20 protein-coding genes are annotated in these 19,984 nt (G+C 59.9%); 4 read left to right on the top strand and 16 right to left on the bottom strand.

The window, feature by feature from the left end:
- Positions 1-16: 16 nt before the first annotated feature.
- The 4 genes from CAF90_RS26495 to CAF90_RS26475 all read right to left on the bottom strand — a co-directional run bounded on the left by CAF90_RS26495 (position 17) and on the right by CAF90_RS26475 (position 5,020).
- Positions 17-2,467 (bottom strand): heavy metal translocating P-type ATPase, encoded by a 2,451-nt coding sequence (locus tag CAF90_RS26495; protein ID WP_085609018.1) that lies wholly within the window; start codon positions 2,465-2,467, stop codon positions 17-19.
- A 133-nt stretch (positions 2,468-2,600) separates the two neighbouring features.
- On the bottom strand, positions 2,601-3,140 hold the full coding sequence (locus CAF90_RS26485) for a FixH family protein (RefSeq protein WP_007951661.1): 540 nt from the start codon (positions 3,138-3,140) through the stop codon (positions 2,601-2,603).
- Between the two features lie 11 nt (positions 3,141-3,151).
- Positions 3,152-4,567, bottom strand: a complete 1,416-nt coding sequence (gene ccoG / locus CAF90_RS26480; protein ID WP_085609016.1) for a cytochrome c oxidase accessory protein CcoG — start codon at positions 4,565-4,567, stop codon at positions 3,152-3,154.
- Between the two features lie 264 nt (positions 4,568-4,831).
- Entirely contained in the window at positions 4,832-5,020 is a 189-nt protein-coding gene (locus tag CAF90_RS26475) for a hypothetical protein (protein ID WP_085609015.1), read from the bottom strand.
- A gap of 369 nt (positions 5,021-5,389) precedes the next feature.
- Between CAF90_RS26475 and CAF90_RS26470 the strand changes: the two genes are divergently transcribed.
- On the top strand, positions 5,390-6,394 hold the full coding sequence (locus CAF90_RS26470) for a metallophosphoesterase (protein ID WP_085609014.1): 1,005 nt from the start codon (positions 5,390-5,392) through the stop codon (positions 6,392-6,394).
- Positions 6,395-6,470: 76 nt separating this feature from the next.
- On the opposite strand, the gene CAF90_RS26465 is transcribed toward CAF90_RS26470, so the two are convergent.
- From CAF90_RS26465 to ccoN (CAF90_RS26420), 10 genes are all read right to left on the bottom strand, one after another.
- Positions 6,471-6,878 (bottom strand): type II toxin-antitoxin system VapC family toxin, encoded by a 408-nt coding sequence (locus CAF90_RS26465; protein ID WP_085609013.1) that lies wholly within the window; start codon positions 6,876-6,878, stop codon positions 6,471-6,473.
- Positions 6,879-7,133, bottom strand: a complete 255-nt coding sequence (locus CAF90_RS26460) for a type II toxin-antitoxin system Phd/YefM family antitoxin (RefSeq protein ID WP_039770179.1) — start codon at positions 7,131-7,133, stop codon at positions 6,879-6,881.
- 172 nt (positions 7,134-7,305) lie between these two features.
- Positions 7,306-8,289: a cytochrome-c oxidase, cbb3-type subunit III gene (gene ccoP / locus CAF90_RS26455; RefSeq protein WP_085609012.1), complete on the bottom strand. Its 984-nt coding sequence runs from the start codon at positions 8,287-8,289 to the stop codon at positions 7,306-7,308.
- Entirely contained in the window at positions 8,286-8,471 is a 186-nt protein-coding gene (locus tag CAF90_RS26450; RefSeq protein ID WP_003175465.1) for a CcoQ/FixQ family Cbb3-type cytochrome c oxidase assembly chaperone, read from the bottom strand. Before CAF90_RS26450 ends, ccoP (CAF90_RS26455) begins: the two co-directional genes overlap by 4 nt.
- Before the next feature lie 5 nt (positions 8,472-8,476).
- The gene (ccoO, locus tag CAF90_RS26445; RefSeq protein WP_011333287.1) at positions 8,477-9,085 is read right to left on the bottom strand and encodes a cytochrome-c oxidase, cbb3-type subunit II; all 609 of its coding nucleotides are present in this window, start codon (positions 9,083-9,085) and stop codon (positions 8,477-8,479) included.
- The gene (ccoN, locus tag CAF90_RS26440) at positions 9,085-10,527 is read right to left on the bottom strand and encodes a cytochrome-c oxidase, cbb3-type subunit I (protein ID WP_007960352.1); all 1,443 of its coding nucleotides are present in this window, start codon (positions 10,525-10,527) and stop codon (positions 9,085-9,087) included. The genes ccoO (CAF90_RS26445) and ccoN (CAF90_RS26440) overlap by 1 nt, the downstream gene beginning before the upstream one ends.
- Before the next feature lie 481 nt (positions 10,528-11,008).
- Positions 11,009-11,962, bottom strand: coding sequence for a cytochrome-c oxidase, cbb3-type subunit III (ccoP, locus tag CAF90_RS26435; RefSeq protein ID WP_085609011.1), 954 nt, complete (start codon positions 11,960-11,962; stop codon positions 11,009-11,011).
- Complete coding sequence (locus tag CAF90_RS26430; RefSeq protein ID WP_085609010.1) at positions 11,959-12,156, bottom strand: CcoQ/FixQ family Cbb3-type cytochrome c oxidase assembly chaperone; 198 nt, start codon at positions 12,154-12,156, stop codon at positions 11,959-11,961. The genes ccoP (CAF90_RS26435) and CAF90_RS26430 overlap by 4 nt, the downstream gene beginning before the upstream one ends.
- 3 nt (positions 12,157-12,159) lie before the next feature.
- A complete protein-coding gene (gene ccoO / locus CAF90_RS26425; protein ID WP_007960355.1) occupies positions 12,160-12,768 on the bottom strand; it encodes a cytochrome-c oxidase, cbb3-type subunit II in 609 nt (202 codons plus the stop codon).
- Between the two features lie 10 nt (positions 12,769-12,778).
- The gene (ccoN, locus tag CAF90_RS26420; protein ID WP_085609009.1) at positions 12,779-14,203 is read right to left on the bottom strand and encodes a cytochrome-c oxidase, cbb3-type subunit I; all 1,425 of its coding nucleotides are present in this window, start codon (positions 14,201-14,203) and stop codon (positions 12,779-12,781) included.
- Between the two features lie 95 nt (positions 14,204-14,298).
- Here ccoN (CAF90_RS26420) and CAF90_RS26415 point away from each other — a divergent pair, with 95 nt between their 5' ends.
- The 3 genes from CAF90_RS26415 to CAF90_RS26405 all read left to right on the top strand — a co-directional run bounded on the left by CAF90_RS26415 (position 14,299) and on the right by CAF90_RS26405 (position 16,779).
- Positions 14,299-14,979 carry an alpha/beta family hydrolase gene (locus CAF90_RS26415; protein ID WP_085609008.1) on the top strand — a complete coding sequence of 227 codons (681 nt, stop codon included), beginning with the start codon at positions 14,299-14,301 and terminating at the stop codon, positions 14,977-14,979.
- Between the two features lie 986 nt (positions 14,980-15,965).
- Positions 15,966-16,331, top strand: coding sequence for a DUF6124 family protein (locus tag CAF90_RS26410; RefSeq protein ID WP_085609007.1), 366 nt, complete (start codon positions 15,966-15,968; stop codon positions 16,329-16,331).
- Between the two features lie 88 nt (positions 16,332-16,419).
- Positions 16,420-16,779 (top strand): DUF6124 family protein, encoded by a 360-nt coding sequence (locus tag CAF90_RS26405; protein ID WP_085609006.1) that lies wholly within the window; start codon positions 16,420-16,422, stop codon positions 16,777-16,779.
- Positions 16,780-17,303: 524 nt separating this feature from the next.
- Here the strand turns inward: CAF90_RS26405 and CAF90_RS26400 are convergent.
- Together CAF90_RS26400 and CAF90_RS26395 are read right to left on the bottom strand one after the other, a co-directional pair.
- A complete protein-coding gene (locus CAF90_RS26400) occupies positions 17,304-18,869 on the bottom strand; it encodes a PAS domain-containing methyl-accepting chemotaxis protein (RefSeq protein WP_085609005.1) in 1,566 nt (521 codons plus the stop codon).
- 102 nt (positions 18,870-18,971) lie between these two features.
- The gene (locus CAF90_RS26395; RefSeq protein WP_085609004.1) at positions 18,972-19,763 is read right to left on the bottom strand and encodes a CPBP family intramembrane glutamic endopeptidase; all 792 of its coding nucleotides are present in this window, start codon (positions 19,761-19,763) and stop codon (positions 18,972-18,974) included.
- Positions 19,764-19,984 lie beyond the last annotated feature (221 nt).

Raw genomic sequence — 19,984 nt, 5'->3', positions numbered from 1 at the left:
TCCATGCCCGCGCGGCTCAGGCCGGCAGAGGGCGGGTTTCTGACGTGGTGCTGACGGCCGGCGCGCTCGGCAGGCGAGTCAGGCGCAGGGCATTGAGCACCACGGTCAGCGAACTGATCGACATGCCGACGGCGGCCCACACCGGAGTGATCCAGCCGAGGGCGGCGAACGGCAACATGAGGCCATTGTACAGCGCGGCCCACAACAGGTTCTCGATGATCACCCGGCGAGTGCGGCGGGCCAGCGTGAAGGCTTGTACCAAGGCGTCGAGGCGGTTGGACAGCAACACCGCATCGGCGCTGGTTTTCGCCAGATCAGTGGCCGAGCCCATGGCCACGCTGATGTCCGCAGCGGCCAGCACTGGAACGTCATTGACGCCGTCACCGAGCATCAACACCTTGCGGCCGTCCTTGTGCAGTTGTTGCAACACTTGCAGCTTGTCGTCCGGGCGCAGACCGCCACGGGCCTCATCGATACCCAGTTCGGCGGCGACGCTGGCGACCATCGGCGAACTGTCGCCCGACAGCAACAACGTGCGCCAGCCGCGCGCCTTGCACGCCGCGAGCAGGGCCGGGGCGTCGTCGCGCAGACGGTCATCGAGGGCGAACCAGGCCAGCGGCCCCTGACGGTCACCGAGCAGCAGCCATTGCCCCGGCTCCTTCGGCATCGATGGCACCGGCGCGCCGCCGAGATCACAGACAAAATCCGCCTGACCGATGCGCAAGCGCTGTTCGCCAACCAACCCTTCAAGCCCCAGCCCCGGCGTACTGTGGACATCTTCGGCAGCCAGCGGCGCGCGACCGAAGGCGCGGGCGATCGGGTGTTCGGAACGGTTTTCCAGGGCGGCGGCCAGACTCAGGCACTGATCGCTGTCGAGGGCGCCGAGCGGGCGGATCGAACGCAGCACCAGTCGGCCTTCGGTGAGGGTGCCGGTCTTGTCGAAAATCACCGTGTCGATCTGGTTCAGGCCTTCCAGCACATGGCCGCGGGTCAGCAGCAGGCCGAGTTTGTGCAGGGTGCCGGTGGCGGCGGTCAGCGCGGTCGGTGTCGCCAGCGACATTGCGCACGGGCAAGTCGCCACCAACATGGCGAGGACGATCCAGAACGCTCGCGACGAGTCCAGCTCCCACCACAGCAGACCGATTGCGGCCGCCGCGATCAGCGACAGCAACAAAAACCATTGCGCGGCGCGGTCGGCGATTTCCGCCAGTCGTGGTTTTTCCGCCTGGGCGCGATCCAGCAGGCGGACGATGGCCGAGAGTCGGGTGTCCTGGCCGAGCGCCTGCACCTCGACGGTCAGCGCGCCTTCCACGTTCAGCGTGCCGGCGGTGACGGCGTCGCCCTTGGCGCGCGGTTGCGGGAGGTATTCGCCGGTCAGCACCGATTCGTCGATGCTCGACTGGCCATCGAGAATCTTGCCGTCCGCCGGCAGCACCGAACCGGGCTGCACCAGCACGCGATCACCGAGGCGCAGTTCGCTGAGCAGGATGCGCTCACTCTGGCCGGCGTCGTCGAGGCGCAGGCACGAGGCGGGCAGCAGATTGACCAGTTGCGCGGTGGCAGCGGCGGTGCGCTCGCGGGCGCGGCGTTCGAGGTAACGCCCGGCGAGCAGGAACAGCGCGAACATGCCTACCGCGTCGAAGTACAGCTCGCCGACCCCGGTGATCGAAGTCCAGATCCCGGCGACATAAGCCGCGCCGATCGCCAGTGATACCGAGACGTCCATGGTCAGGTGACGGGTGCGCAGGTCGCGCATGGCCCCTTTGAAAAACGGCGCGCAGCTGTAGAACACGATCGGCGTGGTGAGGAACAGCGCGACCCAGCGCAGAATCGTATGTAGCTCCGGGCTGAGGTCGATGTTGAATTCCGGCCAGGTTGCCATGGTCGCCATCATCGCCTGGAACCACAGCAGGCCGGCGACGCCAAGCTGACGCAGGGCGAGGCGGTTTTCGCTGGCCAGTTGTTCGCTGGCGCGGTCGACCTGATACGGGTGTGCGGCGTAGCCGATGTGGCGCAGCTCGCCGAGGATCTGGCTCAGTGGCAGCTGAGCGTCAGCCCAGCGCACATGCAGGCGATGGTTGGACAGGTTCAGTCGCGCCTCGGCCACGGCGGGCAGGGTGCGCAGGTGTTTCTCGATCAGCCAGCCGCAGGCGGCGCAACTGATGCCTTCCATCAGCAGCGTGGTTTCGGCCAGTTCACCTTCGTGGCGCACGAAGGGTTGCTGCACGTCGGCGCGGTCGTACAGCTCAAGCTCATCGACCAATTGCACTGGCAGCGCTTCGGGGTTGGCCGAGGCTTCGCTGCGATGCTGGTAATAACTTTCCAGCCCTCCGGCGACGATGGCTTCGGCCACCGCCTGACAGCCGGGGCAGCAGAACTCGCGGGATTCCCCGAGCACGACGGCGGTGAAGCGGCTGCCCGACGGAACGGGCAGGGCGCAGTGGTAGCAGGGGATTGGAATGGTCATGAGGCGTTCCGATGATCGTTCCCACGCTCCGCGTGGGAATGCCTCCCTGGACGCTCCGCGTCCGCTTCGGCTGGGACGCCGAGCGTCCCTGGCTGCGTGCCCACGCAGAGCGTGGGAACGATCAGTGTAAGGCTTATTTTTTCAGGTCTTCGGCGCCTTGCAGCGGCTCATCACCCAGCAACAAATCCTTGTCATGGCTGACCAGCTCTTCCTCGAACATCCGCCAAACGTGATCATCCTGAGTGCCCAGCAATTCAACAAAACGCCGCCCTTCGATCTTGTCGCTCAACTGGCCAATGTAGCGCCCCGTTTCAGTCTCGCTGCGAGCCAGGACGATCTTGCGATCCTTCTCCGGCTGGGTCGGCGAGATCAGGTTCAGCTCCAGGGTTTTCGGCTGGCTATCGCCGCTCAGGCGCAGGTCGACTTCGCCGGTGACGTCATCCAGATGCACGGCAGCGCGCATCTTCAGGGTCTGCGCCAGCAGTTCGCGATCCAGCGAGCGGTTGATGCCCTTGCCGGCCTCGTAGTAGTTGTCGTTGACCAGGTTGTCCGGGTTGTTCACCGCGATGGTCACCATGGACAGCGTCAGGGTCACCGAACAGGCCAGAATCCCGATGATGATCCATGGCCAAAGGTGCTTGTACCAGGGACTTGCGGCGTTTGCTGCGGGCATGTTCAGTTCTCTCAACGATTTTGTGGGCCGATGAACCGGCTCTTGGCTTCTACGTGGACGCTGTCGTCATCGGCATCCCTGAGGATGAATTTCACCTCGTTGGTGCTCGATGGCAATTGTTCAGGCGCGCTCGACAGTTCGACCGGCATGCTGAAGATTTCCCCGGCCGGCACCTTGATCTCGCGCTTGCCTTGCAGGCGCAGATCCGGCAAACCGGCGGCTTCCAGCACGTAGGTGTGGTCGCGCTGATCCTTGTTCATGATCTTCAGGCTGTAGACGTTTTCGATCCGGCCTTCGGCGTTTTCGCGGTACAGCACGCGGTCCTTGCTGACGTCGAAACCTACCAGTGAACGCATGAAGAATGCCGTCACCAACAGGCTGATCATCGCCAGCAGCACCACGGCGTAACCGATCAGACGTGGCCGCAGTTTATGGGTTTTCTGCCCGGACAAGTTGTGTTCGGTGGTGTAGCTGATCAGCCCGCGCGGGTAATCCATCTTGTCCATGATGCTGTCGCAGGCGTCGATGCACGCGGCGCAGCCGATGCACTCGATCTGCAGGCCGTCGCGGATGTCGATGCCGGTCGGGCAGACCTGAACGCACATGGTGCAATCGATGCAGTCGCCCAGGCCCTGAGCCTTGTAGTCGACGCCTTTCTTGCGCGGGCCACGGCTTTCACCGCGACGCGGGTCGTAGGAAACGATCAGCGTGTCCTTGTCGAACATCACGCTCTGGAAGCGCGCATACGGACACATGTAGATGCACACCTGCTCACGCAGCCAGCCGGCGTTGCCGTAGGTGGCGAGGGTGAAGAAACCGACCCAGAAATATGACCAGCCATCGGCCTGCCCGGTGAAGAACTCGAACACCAGTTCGCGGATCGGCGAGAAGTAGCCGACGAAGGTCATGCCGGTGACGAAACCGATCAGCAGCCACAGCGCGTGCTTGGCGAATTTGCGCAGGAATTTGTTGGCGCTCATCGGCGCCTTGTCGAGCTTGATGCGCTGGTTGCGGTCGCCTTCGGTGACCTTCTCGCACCACATGAAAATCCACGTCCACACGCTTTGCGGGCAGGTGTACCCGCACCAGACCCGGCCGGCATACACGGTGATGAAGAACAGGCCGAACGCCGCAATGATCAGCAGCCCGGAAAGCAGAATGAAGTCCTGCGGCCAGAACGTGGCGCCGAAAATGAAGAACTTGCGCTCCGGCAGGTTCCACCACACGGCCTGATGGCCGCCCCAGTTCAACCACACCGTTCCGAAATACAGCAGGAACAGCGCCGCGCCGCCCATCATCCGCAGATTGCGGAACAGGCCGGTGAAAGCACGGGTGTAGATTTTTTCTCGAGAGGCGTAAAGGTCGACGCTGTTGTTCGCGTTCTTGCTGGGTGGCGTGACGTCGTGTACCGGAATCTGGTTGCTCATCATTGCATCCCACGGCAGTGGAAAAATGCCTCGGTCGATACGTGCCGGCCGGGGTCAAAAAGGGGTGTTGCGGTGGCGCAATGATACGCCTGTCATGCCGACGAACGGGTGCGACCTTTGGTCGCGTTGGGGAAAAATCATGAATGGTGTAGCGAATGTAACAAAGCATGATGCAGATCAATTGACTATAGACGATAGGTGCTGCTGACAGCGCGACGGCGATGCTGTGGAAGTGCAGGCATTGCCGCCGCTTTCATCAGTCGGTCAAGGTAACCGGCCGCCACCGAGGCTATCGATCCCGCCGGTACTGCGCTTTCTGTCGGCAGTGGCTTCGCTCACTAGGGAGCGTTTTTGCCGACTCAGGCTGTCGCCGTTGGCCGCATCATTTTGTGGCGTCTGTTCACCCGTTTGAGTCGGCTGATCAGTATCCTGATTCTGATGTTGCTCTTTCATCGTTTAGCTTCCTTGCAAGATGAGTCGTGGGGTAGTCAGCACATCGGCTGCAGCAGGACGTTATCGCTTGCCAGCCAATGTGCCCATCGAATTTCAGTTGCGAGATGTGAAGCTGCGATGTGGTTCTTTTAGTCCCACAGATTGATCTGCGTGGCCGAAAACCGGTTCTTTCTTGTTCGGTTTCCAGTCGTCAAGATTAGACAGGTCTCGTTGAAGTAAAGAAATTCTGGTTTCTGTTGTTGTGTTTGAAATAAGTTTATTTAATTGCCTGTGTAGTCTGCTTTGAAAAGCTCTATTTGATCGAATATGTTTGCGTCTGGCGATATTCGGTCGCTAGTTATTATTCAAGTTAAATGGAGTTTCGAGGCTATGGCTTTTAATGGAATTGTAAAATTTCTGCTGGGTGTCTGTTTATTCTCTTCTGTTACTTTGGCTCATGCCGTTGAGGGCGCTCCACGGCATATGGTGTTCGCGTCCGACACGCAATATCCCTGGACTGACAAGACCGACAGTAGAGAGCCGGAATCCGATGCGGACTTCGAAAAACGTGCCAAGTGGCTGGTGGACAGCCAGTTGGGCAGTATCGCTGCGTTTCGAAACGCCCATGGAGGGCAGGCGGCAATCCCGTTGATGATCAACGGTGACATTACTGCTTTTGGCCATGGCTGGCAGCGGTCCTATATGAAATCGGCCCTGGAAAAATACTTCAAGGGTGATTACCTGTACGGCTTGGGTAATCATGATTACGAAAATAATGTGGATGACTGTTTCAGTAATAGTTGTGCGGCGGGTAGCATTGTCGAGTTCAACGAACATCATAAGGGGAAGGTGGATAACTTTGACCTCGAGGTCACTGGGGCTTTTCTGGATATTCGTTATTCGGGCAGTCTCGCGTACTCGAAAAATGTCGGAGACGTTCATTTGGTACAACTCAATAATGAGCCCACCTACACCACGAAGATTGCTCATGCGTTGAATCCGACAACTTTCAATATCACCAGCGCTCTGGACTGGCTTGAAACGGATTTAAGGCTTGCGCGGGTATCGGGTTACGCCATCATCATCAACATGCACAAGTGGGATGACTGGCAGGGAGACTGGCAACAGCAACAGCGCTTTCTGGACATGATCGAGAAGTATGAGGTCACCGCCATCTTTGCCGGTCATTACCATACGCAAGGTGGTGGCAGGCGCTGGATGGGCAAGGTGCCGATGTTTCTCAGCGGCGCAACGTCCCAGCAGACGTACCTGACAGCTAGCTTTTCGGATGATCGCAAGCTACTGCATGTCAACCTGATCGAGAACAATGATTGGCAAAAGCCGCATTTCGTGCACACGGTTCTGGTGAAATCCCTCTGGGCCAGTCGCCCATAAGCAACGGCCCCGCCAATTCTCATTGGCGGGGCCGTTTCATTTTCGGGCATGGCTTTTATTCGGTAAGGCGAATGCCTCAGTCCCATGGATTGATGACGTCAACGCCGCTGGATGCAAAGTCACCGGTGTTGCGAGTGACCACTGTCAACCCATGAACCAGCGCCGTTGCCGCGATCAGGGCATCGCTTTCATTCGCCTGATCCGGCACATGAATGCGCGCGCAGCGCAGGGCGACAGCGGCATCGACCGGCAGGATTCGCGCATCGAAGGCCGGCATCACGTGGCGCTTGAGCCAGGTGCGCAGAACCTTTCCCTGAGCCGGGTCTCGGCGCTCCATGCGTAGGACGCCGGTCTCCAGTTCCTTCAAGGTAATGGCCGAGATAAACATGCGAGGGGCAATGATCGTTCTGGCCCAGGCGACAACGTTCTTGTCGGCCTGGGGTTTGCGCAATTCGGAAATTACATTGGTGTCTAGCAAATACATTCAGGACAGGTCCACAGGGCGGTGAGTGATCACGGCACGCTCGGTTTCGAACTCGATGTCTGCCGCTTCAGGCATGACCAGCAGATCGACGATGCTCGCGTTGAGGCCGGTGAGTTTTTCGTACTCCTCAATGCTTAGCAGTACGTGGGCGGGCTTGCCACGATCCGTGATGATCACCGGCCCATTGCGCGCGGCTTTTTTGGCACTGCTTGTGTCCTGATTGAATTCGCGGCTGGAAATGGTGGTGATGGCCATCATTGCGACCTCTCCTGAAAAAGATATGTAGCAACGTTACTACTGCGTCCGGCGACCCACAACCGGGAAGGCCTGACGAGCCTGACCGCTGGTCGGCCATTCAAAGGGCAGAAACAAAACGGCCCCGCCAATTCTCATTGGCGGGGCCGTTTTTTTGCTTCAAGCGTTGGCCTTACTGGGCCTCGGCTTCCGCTGGTTTTTCACCGTGGGACAGGCTGTAAACGTACGCCGCCAGCAGGTGAACCTTGTCGTTGCCTTGCAGTTGTTCCTGGGCAGGCATCTGGCCCTGACGGCCGTAACGGATGGTCTGCTGCAGTTGGGCGAAGCTCGAACCGTAGATGAACGCGGCCGGGTGGGTCAGGTCAGGTGCGCCCATCGCTGGCGTACCTTTGCCCGCCGGGCCGTGGCACGCCACGCAGTTGGCGGCGAACAGTTTCTGGCCGTTGGCCGGATCAGCCTTGGTGCCTTCCGGCAGCTTGCGGCCATCCAGATTGCTCACCACGAACGCGGCCACGTCGGCCACGCCTTGCTCGCCGATCACTTCAGCCCAGGCCGGCATCACGGCGTGACGACCGCCCATGATGGTGGTCTTGATGGTTTCCGGCTCGCCGCCCCAGCGCCAGTCGGCGTCGGTCAGGTTAGGGAAACCATAAGCGCCCTTGGCGTCGGAACCGTGGCAGACCGAGCAGTTGGAGGCGAACAGACGGCCACCCATCTTCAGGGCTTGCGGATCCTTCGCGACTTCTTCGATCGGCATGGCGGCGAACTTGGCGAAGATCGGACCGAACTTGGCGTCCGAGCGAGCCATTTCCTTTTCCCACTCGTGAACGCCGGTCCAGCCGGTCTGGCCGTTGGCGAACGCGGTCTGCTTCTCGGTATCGAGGTAGTTGTAGCCCGGCAGCAGGCCTTTCCAGTTGCCCAGGCCCGGGTACAGCACCAGATAACCCAGAGCGAACACGATGGTGCCCACGAACAGCATGAACCACCATTTCGGCAGCGGGTTGTCGTACTCCTCGATCCCGTCGAAGGAGTGGCCGACCGTCTCGTCGGTCTGTTCGGTGCGCTGGCCCTTGCGGGTCGACAACAACAGCCAGGTCAGGGAAAAGATCGTACCGAGACTGAGGACTGTGACGTACAGACTCCAGAGTGTAGTCATTCTTTGTTACTCCTAGAAGCTTGCTCGACGTGCTTGATGGCTTCGGGATCATCCGCGAAGGGCAGCAAGGTCGCGTCTTCAAACTCCGACTTGCGCTTGGGGCTGAACACCCACAACGCCAGGCCGATGAAGGCAACCATCACGACAACGGTGCCCAGGCCTCGAATCATCCCGATATCCATCTAGATCACCGTTTGCTTTTGATGATGGTGCCCAGGCCTTGCAGATAGGCCACCAGCGCGTCCATTTCGGTTTTGCCCTTCACGGCATCTCTTGCACCGGCGATGTCTTCGTCGGTGTAAGGGACGCCGAGCGTGCGCAACACTTCCATTTTCTTGGCCGTGTCTTTGCCATCGAGCTTGTTTTCTACGAGGAACGGGTAGGCCGGCATTTTCGACTCGGGGACGACGTTGCGCGGGTTGTACAAGTGCGCACGCTGCCAGTCATCGGAGTAACGACCGCCGACGCGGGCCAGGTCCGGACCGGTACGCTTGGAACCCCACAGGAACGGGTGATCCCAGACGCTTTCACCGGCGACCGAGTAGTGGCCATAGCGTTCGGTTTCGGCACGGAACGGACGGATCATCTGCGAGTGGCAGCCGACACATCCGTTGGCGATGTAAACGTCGCGGCCTTCCAGTTCAAGGGCGGTGCGCGGCTTCATGCCTTCGACCGGCTTGTTGGTGACGTCCTGGAAAAACAGCGGAACGATTTGGGTCAGACCACCGACGCTGACGGCGATGACCATGAAGAAAGCCAGCAGGCCAATGTTCTTCTCGACGGCTTCATGCTTCATCAGTGAGCTCCAACTACGGCAATCTTGGCGGCGGCTTCGGCTTCAGCCGGGTTCGAGGCGCGAACGGTGCGCCATACGTTGTAAGCCATCAGCAGCATGCCGCTGGCGAAGAACGCACCGCCCAGGGCGCGGACGATGAAACCAGGGTGGCTGGCCTGCAGCGCTTCGACGAACGAGTAGGTGAGGGTGCCGTCATCGTTGATTGCACGCCACATCAGGCCCTGGGTGATGCCGTTGACCCACATCGAAGCGATGTACAGAACGGTACCGATGGTCGCGAGCCAGAAGTGCGCGTTGATCAGGCCGGTGCTGTGCATCTGCGCACGGCCGAACAGTTTCGGGATCATGTGGTAGATCGCGCCGATCGAGATCATCGCTACCCAGCCGAGTGCGCCGGCGTGTACGTGGCCGATGGTCCAGTCGGTGTAGTGCGAGAGCGAGTTGACGGTCTTGATCGCCATCATCGGACCTTCGAAGGTCGACATGCCGTAGAACGCCAGCGATACCACGAGGAAGCGCAGGATCGGGTCGGTGCGCAGCTTATGCCAGGCGCCCGACAGGGTCATCATGCCGTTGATCATGCCGCCCCAGCTCGGTGCCAGCAGAATGATCGACATCGCCATGCCCAGCGATTGTGCCCAGTCAGGCAGTGCGGTGTAGTGCAGGTGGTGCGGACCGGCCCAGATGTACAGGGTGATCAGCGCCCAGAAGTGCACGATCGACAGACGATACGAGTAGATCGGACGTTCGGCCTGTTTCGGCACGAAGTAGTACATCATCCCCAGGAAGCCGGTGGTCAGGAAGAAGCCCACGGCGTTGTGGCCGTACCACCACTGGATCATCGCGTCGGTGGCGCCCGAGTAAGCCGAGTAGGACTTGAACAGGCTGACCGGCAGCGACATGTGGTTGACGATGTGCAGCATCGCGGTCACCACGATGAACGCACCGTAGAACCAGTTACCGACATAGATGTGCTTGGTCTTGCGCTTGGTGATGGTGCCGAAGAACACCAGACCGTAGGTGACCCAGACAATGGCCAGCAGAATGGCGAGGGGCCATTCCAGTTCCGCGTATTCCTTGGTGGTGGTGTAACCCAGCGGCAAGGTAATGATCGCGCCGACGATCACCGCTTGCCATCCCCAGAAGGTGAAGGCCGCGAGGCTGTCGGAAATCAGTCGCGTCTGGCAGGTTCGCTGCACGACATAGTAGGAAGTGGCAAACAGTGCACAACCACCGAAGGCGAAAATCACCAGGTTTGTGTGCAACGGGCGCAGGCGTCCAAAGCTCGTCCACGGCAGACCGAAATTCAACTCCGGCCAGACCAGTTGCGAGGCGATGAAGACACCGAGCCCCATGCCAAGGATCCCCCAGACCACCGTCATGATGGCGAACTGGCGGACTACCTTATAGTTATAAGCAGTCGGACTGATTGCTGTGCTCATTCTAAGGTTCCACGGTTTGGGTGTTTTATTAGGATTAAAATCGGCCGCAAGTATGTAGAAAGCAGGGGGTCAATGCAACGCGCCATGACCTGGGTCAATGCTTTCCAACGCTGATTCTGCGGCCTTTCCATGCGCCGCGTAAGGACAAAATTGCCCTCGGGCAAAATGTCGCAGCGGACGAAAAAAGCGAGGGGTCCCGGTCGGATGTAACGGGGTGTGTTCGAACGCTCGGTTCGGGTGACGGACGGTAATTGGCACGACAGCCGGTATCTACCGGCCTTTGCGGCCATGTCAGTCAGCCGATTCGTTCAACGCCTCGCTCGGGGTCGACCTGGAACCGGCACGGGCCAGTCCGCATCGAGCAAGCGTAGACCCGAATCCGGGTAACCGAAAGGAGAGGGGGTGAAGGGGTGCGACAATGCGTCGCAAAGGGGCTGGAAACTGCCGCACTGGAAACGTGCGGCAGTCTTGTGCGCAATGATTACTTTTTATTGTCCTCAGTAATCAGTTTTTCTGTATTCAATCCGTTGCTCAGGCTGTACACATAAGCGGCCAGCAATTGCACTTTATCGTTGCCCAGCAGCTCGTTCTGAGCGGGCATGTGGCCTTGACGGCCATGGCGAATGGTTTGCTCGAGCTGGGTCAGGCTGGTGCCGTAGATGAAACCGGCCGGGTGCGTCAGGTTCGGCGCGCCCATGGCTTCGGTGCCCTGGCCGTTTGCCCCGTGACAAGCCACGCACATGGTGTTGAACGCTTGCTGCCCGGCTTGCAGGTCGGCCTTGTTGTCCGCCGCCAGTGGCAGGCCGGCCAGTTCGTGACGCACATACGCCGCCACGTTTTTCACCCCGGCCTCGCCCAGTGCGTCGCCCCACGCCGGCATCGCTGCCATCCGGCCACCCATGATGGTGGTCTTGATGGTGTCGGCGTTGCCGCCCCAACGCCAGTCCTTGTCGGCGAGGTTAGGGAAACCGAACGCGCCCTTGGCGTCCGAGCCGTGGCACACCGAGCAGTTGGAGGCGAACAGGCGGCCGCCCATTTTCAGCGCCTGCGGATCCTTCGCCACTTCTTCCACCGGCATCGCGGCGAACTTGGCGAAGATCGGCCCGAACTTGGCGTCAGCCTTGCTCATTTCCTTTTCCCACTCGTGGACGCCGGTCCAGCCGTCTTCGTAGCCGGGCAGGATGCCTTTCCAGTTGCCCAGACCCGGGTAAAGGATCAGATAACCCACGGAAAACACCAGCGTGCCGGCGAACAGCATGAACCACCACTGCGGCAGCGGGTTGTCGTACTCCTCGATGCCGTCGAAGCTGTGGCCCATGGTCTGGTCGACGCTGCCCTTGGTTTCGCCCCGACGGGTGCCGACCAGCAGCCAGGTCAGGCCGATCAGGCTGCCGATGGTCAGTACGCAGATCCACGTACTCCAGAAGGTGGTCATGGCCGGGTACTCCTTGTTTCAGATGCTTGGGTTGGGTCGGGTTGCGGCTCGTCGGCAAACGGCAGCAGGCGCGCTTCGGCGAATTCCGGCGTGCGCTTGCGGTTGAATACCCACAGGGTCAGGCCGACGAAGGCCACGAACACCACGACCGTGCCGAGGCCGCGTATCAGCCCCGCGCTCATTTCAAAGACCATGGCTCACCTCTTGCTCTTGATCGCAGTGCCAAGCACTTGCAGGTAGGAGACGAGGGCGTCCATTTCGGTCTTGCCCTTGAGGCTGGCCACCGCGCCGCTGATGTCGTCGTCGGTGTACGGCACGCCGAGGGTGCGCATGACCTTGAGCTTGGTTTCGGTGTGGCTGCTGTCGACCGGTTGGGTGACCAGCCATGGGTAGGCCGGCATTTTCGATTCCGGTACAACGTTGCGCGGGTTGTACAAGTGCGCACGGTGCCAGTCATCCGAGTAGCGCGCGCCAACCCGGGCCAGGTCCGGACCGGTACGTTTCGAGCCCCACAGGAACGGGTGATCCCACACGCTTTCGCCGGCCACCGAGTAGTGCCCGTAGCGTTCGGTTTCGGCGCGGAACGGACGGATCATCTGCGAGTGGCAGCCGACGCAGCCTTCGCGGATGTAGATGTCGCGGCCTTCCAATTGCAGCGCGGTGTAGGGCTTCATGCCTTCCACCGGTTTGTTGGTCACGTCCTGGAAGAACAGCGGGACGATCTGGGTCAGGCCGCCGATGCTCACGGCAAACACCATCAGCAGCATCAGCAGGCCGACGTTCTTTTCAATCGTTTCGTGTTTCATGGCGGACTCCTCAGGCCATCTGCGCGGCAGCAACGACGTCAGCAGGCTGCGAGGCCCGCACGGTGCGCCAGGTGTTGTAAGCCATCAGGAACATGCCGCTGAGGAAGATCGCCCCGCCAATCAGCCGCACGACGAAGCCTGGGTGGCTGGCCACCAGGGTTTCGACGAAGGAGTAGGTCAGCGTGCCGTCCTCGTTCACCGCACGCCACATCAGGCCCTGGGCGATGCCGTTGACCCACATCGAAGCGATGTAGAGCACGGTGCCGATGGTCGCGAGCCAGAAGTGCGCGTTGATCAGGCCGATGCTGTGCATCTGCTCTTTGCCGAAGATTTTCGGGATCATGTGGTACAGCGCGCCGATGGAAATCATCGCCACCCAGCCGAGGGCGCCGGCGTGTACGTGGCCGATGGTCCAGTCGGTGTAGTGGGAGAGGGCGTTCACTGTCTTGATCGCCATCATCGGACCTTCGAAGGTCGACATGCCGTAAAACGCCAGCGACACCACGAGGAAGCGCAGGATCGGGTCGCTGCGCAACTTATGCCAGGCGCCCGAGAGGGTCATCATGCCGTTGATCATGCCGCCCCAGCTCGGCGCCAGCAGTACCAGCGACATCACCATGCCCAGCGACTGCGCCCAGTCCGGCAGCGCGGTGTAGTGCAAGTGGTGCGGGCCGGCCCAGATGTACAGGGTGATCAGCGCCCAGAAGTGCACGATCGACAGGCGATACGAATACACCGGACGTTCGGCCTGTTTCGGCACGAAGTAGTACATCATCCCGAGGAAACCGGCGGTGAGGAAAAAGCCTACGGCGTTGTGGCCGTACCACCATTGCACCATCGCGTCGGTTGCACCGGCGTACACCGAGTAGGACTTGGTGAAGCTCACCGGCAATTCAAGGTTGTTGACGATGTGCAGAATCGCCACGGTGATGATGAACCCGCCGAAGAACCAGTTGCCCACATAAATGTGCTTGGTCTTGCGCTGCATGATCGTGCCGAAGAACACGATCGCGTAGGCGACCCAGACGATGGTGATCAGGATGTCGATCGGCCATTCCAGCTCGGCGTATTCCTTGGAACTGGTGTAACCCAGCGGCAGGCTGATGGCTGCCAATAGAATCACCAGCTGCCAGCCCCAGAAGCAGAAGGCGGCAATTTTCGGCGCAAACAGTTGGGTCTGGCAGGTGCGCTGCACCGAGTAGAACGAACTGGCGAACAAGGCACAGCCGCCGAACGCGAAGATCACCGCGTTGGTGTGCAGCGGGCGCAGGCGTCCGAAGCTGGTCCACGGCAGGTTGAAGTTGAGTTCGGGCCAGACCAATTGAGCCGCGAGAAAAACCCCGAGCCCCATGCCGACGATGCCCCACACCACCGTCATAATGGCGAATTGGCGGACCACCTTGTAGTTGTAGGCGGTACTGATAGAAGTGTTCATGGTTCCCCATCCACGGTTCAGCCGAAGTGAGCGCGCGCAGAAAACGCCGCGAATCCTTCGCCTGGAGTTATAGGCAGACTAAAAGCGAGGCAAGCATGGACAAACAGCACAAGGCCAGTATTGACGGGGATCAATGGGCGCAGTGCCTGCAGGATCACGGGTGGCTTTGGGATGCCGCTGTTGGTGAGGCTTCGGCGACGCTCATCCTGGCGCATGGGGCGGGGGCGCCGATGGACAGTGAGTGGATGACGGATGTGGCTGGGCGCCTTGCTGGGCTTGGTATCAACGTGCTGCGGTTTGAGTTTCCTTATATGGCGCAGCGGCGGGTTGATGGCAGCAAACGTCCGCCGAATCCGGCGCCGAAGTTGCTCGAATGTTGGCGTGAGGCTTATGGCTTGGTGCGACTTCATGTCGCTGGGGTTTTGGCGGTTGGCGGGAAGTCGATGGGGGGGCGGATGGCCAGTCTGCTTGCCGATGAGCTTGGCGCTGATGCGTTGGTTTGTCTGGGTTATCCGTTTTATGCGGTGGGGAAACCGGAGAAGCCTCGGGTCGAACATCTGGCTGGGTTGAAGACTCGGACGTTGATTGTTCAGGGGGAGCGGGATGCGCTTGGCAATCGGGGCGCTGTCGAGGCTTACGATCTATCGCCGAGTATTGAGGTGTTTTGGCTGGCTGCGGGGGATCATGATTTGAAGCCGCTCAAGGTTTCCGGGTTTACGCATGAGCAGCATTTGGCTGCCGCCGCGCAGAAAGTGGCTGCGTTTCTCAAGCACTGATCGAGATTTTTGAACCGCATGAAGATCGGCTCCCTTTCCCCCTTGCCCCCTGGGGGAGAGGGCTGGGGTGAGGGGGTAGATCTTGAACGCGACACACTTTTCGATCTGTGTGCATATCCGTTTCTGCGGTCAAGCCCACCTAGGGTTTCGCCCTTACGGCGACTCACTTTTTTGACAAACACCTCAAAAAAGTAAGCAAAAAAAGGCTTGCTCCTACGTCCGGCCCGCTCGCTAAAGCTCGGGGTTCCTTCGTTCCGGGATTCATCCGGGGGGCATCGCCTACGGTTTGCTTCGCTGCACCTCCTCTCGATGTGTTTGGCTTCGCCAAACGGTCGCTGCGCTCCCACCCCCGGACGAATCCCTCCACTCAGCCTTCCGACGTCGCCCGTGGATCAAGATCAAAAGCGGTACTCGAGCTAACGCTCATCGTGTTGAGTGGTGAGAAGCGGATGCGAGCTGCTTTCGTTTTCTGTGGGAGCCAGCCTGCTGGCGATGGCGGCCTGACAGCCGACCAGTTTTTACAGACTGCATGCAATCCCTGTGGGAGCGGGCTTGCTCGCGAAAGCGGTCTGCCAGAGCACAGCAAAGGAACAGTCAAACATCCGGCTTTTTGGCGCATAAACGTAATTCTGCAAGCACGTTTAAAGTACACGAACCGTTACGCCATAAGGGCTACAACACCTTGCGTCGTTGCCTACGCGTACGCCAGAATCCGCCGGCTTACGCGGTTCGGAAAGGGCTATATCGTTTCCCTGTCACTGAAAAACAGTGATCGGGTTTGGTAGCCCGCTTCGAAACCGTCGTATGGCGTCACCATATGCAGTCCCTTGTTTGGGGCTCAGTTTTTTATGGTGGGCATGCGCGGGGCTCCTTTGTGAGCGCCGGGTTTCCCGTTTCGACCGGTCTACCAACCCGCGTATGGCCACCACCCTTCGTTTGGTAGCGAGGGTGATGGCTCCTAAACATTCGAAACTGGAGTTACGTCTATGTTCAAAGCCACACCAAACCCGCCAGAAACCGATTCAATCCCCTACGACGCCGCACTCGAAGCCGAAAACATAAAAACGGCAACCGAGCGGGCGATCAATCATTACCTCGATCCTGGCGCACAGAAGACGTCCAAGCCATCGCGCAAACCCGGAAAGATCTATCTGGTCAATCCAACAATGGATGACGAAACGCTGCTGGTCGAAGCGTGCGAAACGCTGTCATCGGCCAGTGACATGGCCCGGGATCTCGGCGACACCGTCGATCCCTCGCAGCGCAAGGCGATGCAGATTCTGCAGCAGGTCATCATGCTGAGTGAGCTGCTGGTCAATCGTGTGCTGGATAACCATCACGTCTCGCGGTAGTTGCCGCCTCGGTGAGGGGCTTGTCCCCTCACTGCCTGGCAGCCGTCTACACAAATCCTCAAGCGACTCTTTTCCGGAGTTCCAGCTGATGTCCAAGACCGTCATTCCACCGATAGAAGACCCGGTGTCCCCGTACGAATTTCCCGATTCAAGAAAACTCCACGACGCCGCCGAACGCGCTCTCGACTACTACCTGACACCCGCAGCCCAGATCATGGCCACGCCTTACACTCCAAACGACATGTTCATGGTCAACCCGCAAACCGACACGGAGTCCTTGCTGGCCAACGCCTGCGAATCCCTCGCGTCAGCCACGGTCATGCTCGGTGACTTTGCCGGCCTGCTGGAAGGGCCGAACCGCAAGACCCTGTTGGGCATTGCGCAAGTGGTGATGTTGGGCGAGTTGGCGGTGAATCAGGCGCTGGATAACCTCGTGCCGAAGGAGTAAACGGCACAAAAAACCGGAAGTGTTTGGCTTCCGGTTTTTTTATCGATATCAAAAGGTCACAGCCTGCCAGTGATCACAAATTTATCGAATGCTTTTTGCCCATCACGTGCCGCTCGCCGCACATCAAGGAATGTCAGTTCAGCCCGGACTTCCTTTCTTACAGGTTTGTCGGTCGTGACCATCGGATTCTGCGTAGGGGATGTATTCATGCTGGTTAGCTCGTGTGAATAGGTTCGGACGACAAAGTAGAGCCGGGCTTCATTGCGTGCCAGTCAGTTGGGTCTGATTCAGTTGTAGGCACTGTCCGCGTTTTTTGAATGAGATTTTCGTCAGCAGGCCGGGCCTCTTCGCGGGCAAGCCCGCTCCCACAAGGATGGTGGTGTTGCGAGATTTCGTGGCCAATGCGAAACCCTGTGGGAGTGGGCTTGCCCACGAAGAGGGCGGTGCTGGCTACGTCCATTTCAAACAGGCAATAAAAAACCCGGAAGCTTTCGCTGTCCGGGGTTTTTTTATTGCCAGAACAATCAGCGGTTAAACCGCTCCACCAACGAATACTGCGTGTTGGCAGTCTTGGTCAGCTCTTCACTCAGCAGCGCCGAGTTATGCGCCTGTTCCGAGGTCTGGTCCGCCAGTTCCGAGATGTTGCTGATGTTGCGGCTGATTTCTTCAGCCACGGCACTTTGCTCTTCGGTCGCGGCGGCGATCTGGGTGGTCATGTCGGTGATGTTGGCCACCGCTTCGCTGATGCCCACCAGGGCCTGGTCTGCTTCCAGTACGCGCGCAACACCTTCTTCGGCCTGGCGGTGGCCGGCTTCCATGGTTTGTACGGCGCTGGAGGCAGTCTGTTGCAGCTTGGCGATCAGGGCGTGGATCTGGCCGGTGGATTCGCTGGTGCGTTGTGCCAGTTGGCGGACTTCGTCGGCCACCACGGCAAAACCACGGCCCATCTCGCCGGCACGCGCTGCTTCAATCGCAGCGTTGAGCGCGAGCAGGTTGGTCTGGTCGGCGATGCCTTTGATCACGTCGACCACGCCACCGATTTCGTCGCTGTCCTTGGCCAGTTGCGTGACGGTCAGACCGGTTTCACCGACCACGACAGACAGGCGCTGAATGGCTTCGCGGGTTTCGCCGGCGATGTCGCGGCCGCGACCGGTCAGGCGGTTGGCTTCTTGGGTGGCGTCGGCGGTGCGTTGTACGTGGCTCGCCACTTCTTGCGTGGTGGCGGCCATCTGGTTGACGGCGGTAGCGACCTGTTCGGTTTCCACGCGCTGACGTTCCAGACCGCTGGAGCTGTTGTGCGCCAGGGCGTCGGACTGTTTGGCCTGATCGGTCAGGTGCTCGGCGGTGTCCTGCAGACGGGTCAGGCAGGTTTTCAGGCGGGCTTCCTGGCTGAGGATCGACATCTCCAGACGGGCCTGAGGGCCGCGACTGTCGGTGTACATCTGCGCGATCAGCGGGTCGGACGTGGTCTGCTCGGCCAGACGCAGCAGGCGTTTGAGCCCGCGTTGTTGCCATTGCAGGCCCAGCAGGCCCAGCGGCACCGACAGACCGGCGGCGAGGGCGAAGCCCCACTGCGAGTTCAGGGTGGCGCCGATCATGAAGCTCAGCTGGCTGACCAGAATGAACGGCAGCCAGTCCTGCAGCACCGGCAGCCATTTGTCAGTTTGAGGGATCGCCGACTTGCCCTGGTTGATGCGTTGGTAGAGCGCTTCGGCACGGCGGATCTGTTCGGCGGTGGGTTTGACCCGCACCGACTCGTAACCGACCACCTGACTGCCATCGAACACCGGCGTTACATAGGCGTTCACCCAGTAATGATCACCGGTCTTGCAGCGATTCTTGACAATGCCCATCCATGGCAAGCCTTGTTTCAGTGTGCCCCACATGTGCGAAAACACCGCAGCCGGGACGTCGGGGTGACGAACCAGGTTGTGCGGCGCACGGATCAGTTCCTCACGCGAAAACCCGCTGATTTCGACGAAAGCGTCGTTGCAGTAGGTGATCACGCCCTTGGCGTCGGTTGTGGAAATCAACCGTTGCTGAGCCGGGAAAGTCCGTTCGCGTTGTGTAATGGGCTGGTTGTTACGCATGGTTTTTCAATCCGCAAGGCTTTGAAAGGTTGTCGGCGGGGTCGGCCATTTATTGAAATTTTTTTTCATTTATAAGTACGGCGTCGCAAAACCGACCTTGCTTCAACCCGCGAGCATCGGATAGGTGAACAGGCCGAAGTGCAGCAGGTTCAGGCCAAAGTGCGTGGCGATCGCCGCACCGAGCCCGCCAAAACGGTAGGCCAGACCATAGCCGACACCCGCCAGGCTCGCCAGCAACACCCATTGCCAGCCGGCGCCCACATGCACCAGGCCGAACAGCAGGGACGCGAGCAGCAGCGCGAGGTTTTCGCCGTAGGGCAGGTGTTTGAAACGCCGGCTCAGGCCGCCCTGGATATAGCCGCGAAACAGCGCTTCTTCGACCAGCGTCACCAGCAGCAGATTGTTCAGCACCCACAGCCACGCCTGATCCGGCCATTTCGGCGCCCAGGTGATCATGCCCAGCAACACCGCGCCGCCCAATGCGAGGATTACGCTCAGCGTCAGTGCCAGCGCGGTGGCGTACACCGTCAGGCGCAATGAGCGTCGCGCGACGATCCATGGGCAGACCAGTAGCAGCCAGAAGCCAATCAGTGGTTTGTCGAGATTCAGGTACATCGAGAACGGCACGGCGTTGTCGGTGAAGCGCTGCGGCTCGATGGCCCGGCCGTTGTAGAAGCCCGGCAGCCAGTGCAGGGCCAGCGCCAGAGCCAACACGATAAACAGGCCATGGCCGAGATAACGCCCGACCGGCACGGTTTGCTGGCGCACGGCGTAACCGGCGAAAACCAGCAGTGCAATGGAGATCAGCGCCAGCCAGCCGAGCTGGCCGAAACTCAGCGCCAATCCGTAACCAAGGCTGAGAAGCCCGAGATAGAGCCATGGCAGAGCTGTCATGGAAAGTCCTTGTGCACGATTTGTGGACAGGCTTTCTACACGGGTGGGGGCGAGGGGACAAGTGAAGGTGTGGCGAGAAACCGGGACAACAACAAAGCCATTGGCCAAACACAAATCCCAATGTGGGAGCAACTGTCTTAACCCTGCCATTCGTCACCGCCATTCGGTGCCGTCACGCAGCATGGCATTTAGTCTGATCAGTAGTATCCGCATGCAGGCGA

Source organism: Pseudomonas sp. B37(2017) (assembly GCF_002112885.1).
Classification (GTDB): Bacteria; Pseudomonadota; Gammaproteobacteria; order Pseudomonadales; family Pseudomonadaceae; genus Aquipseudomonas; species Aquipseudomonas paraglycinae.
This window is presented reverse-complemented; position numbering and strand designations above follow the sequence as displayed.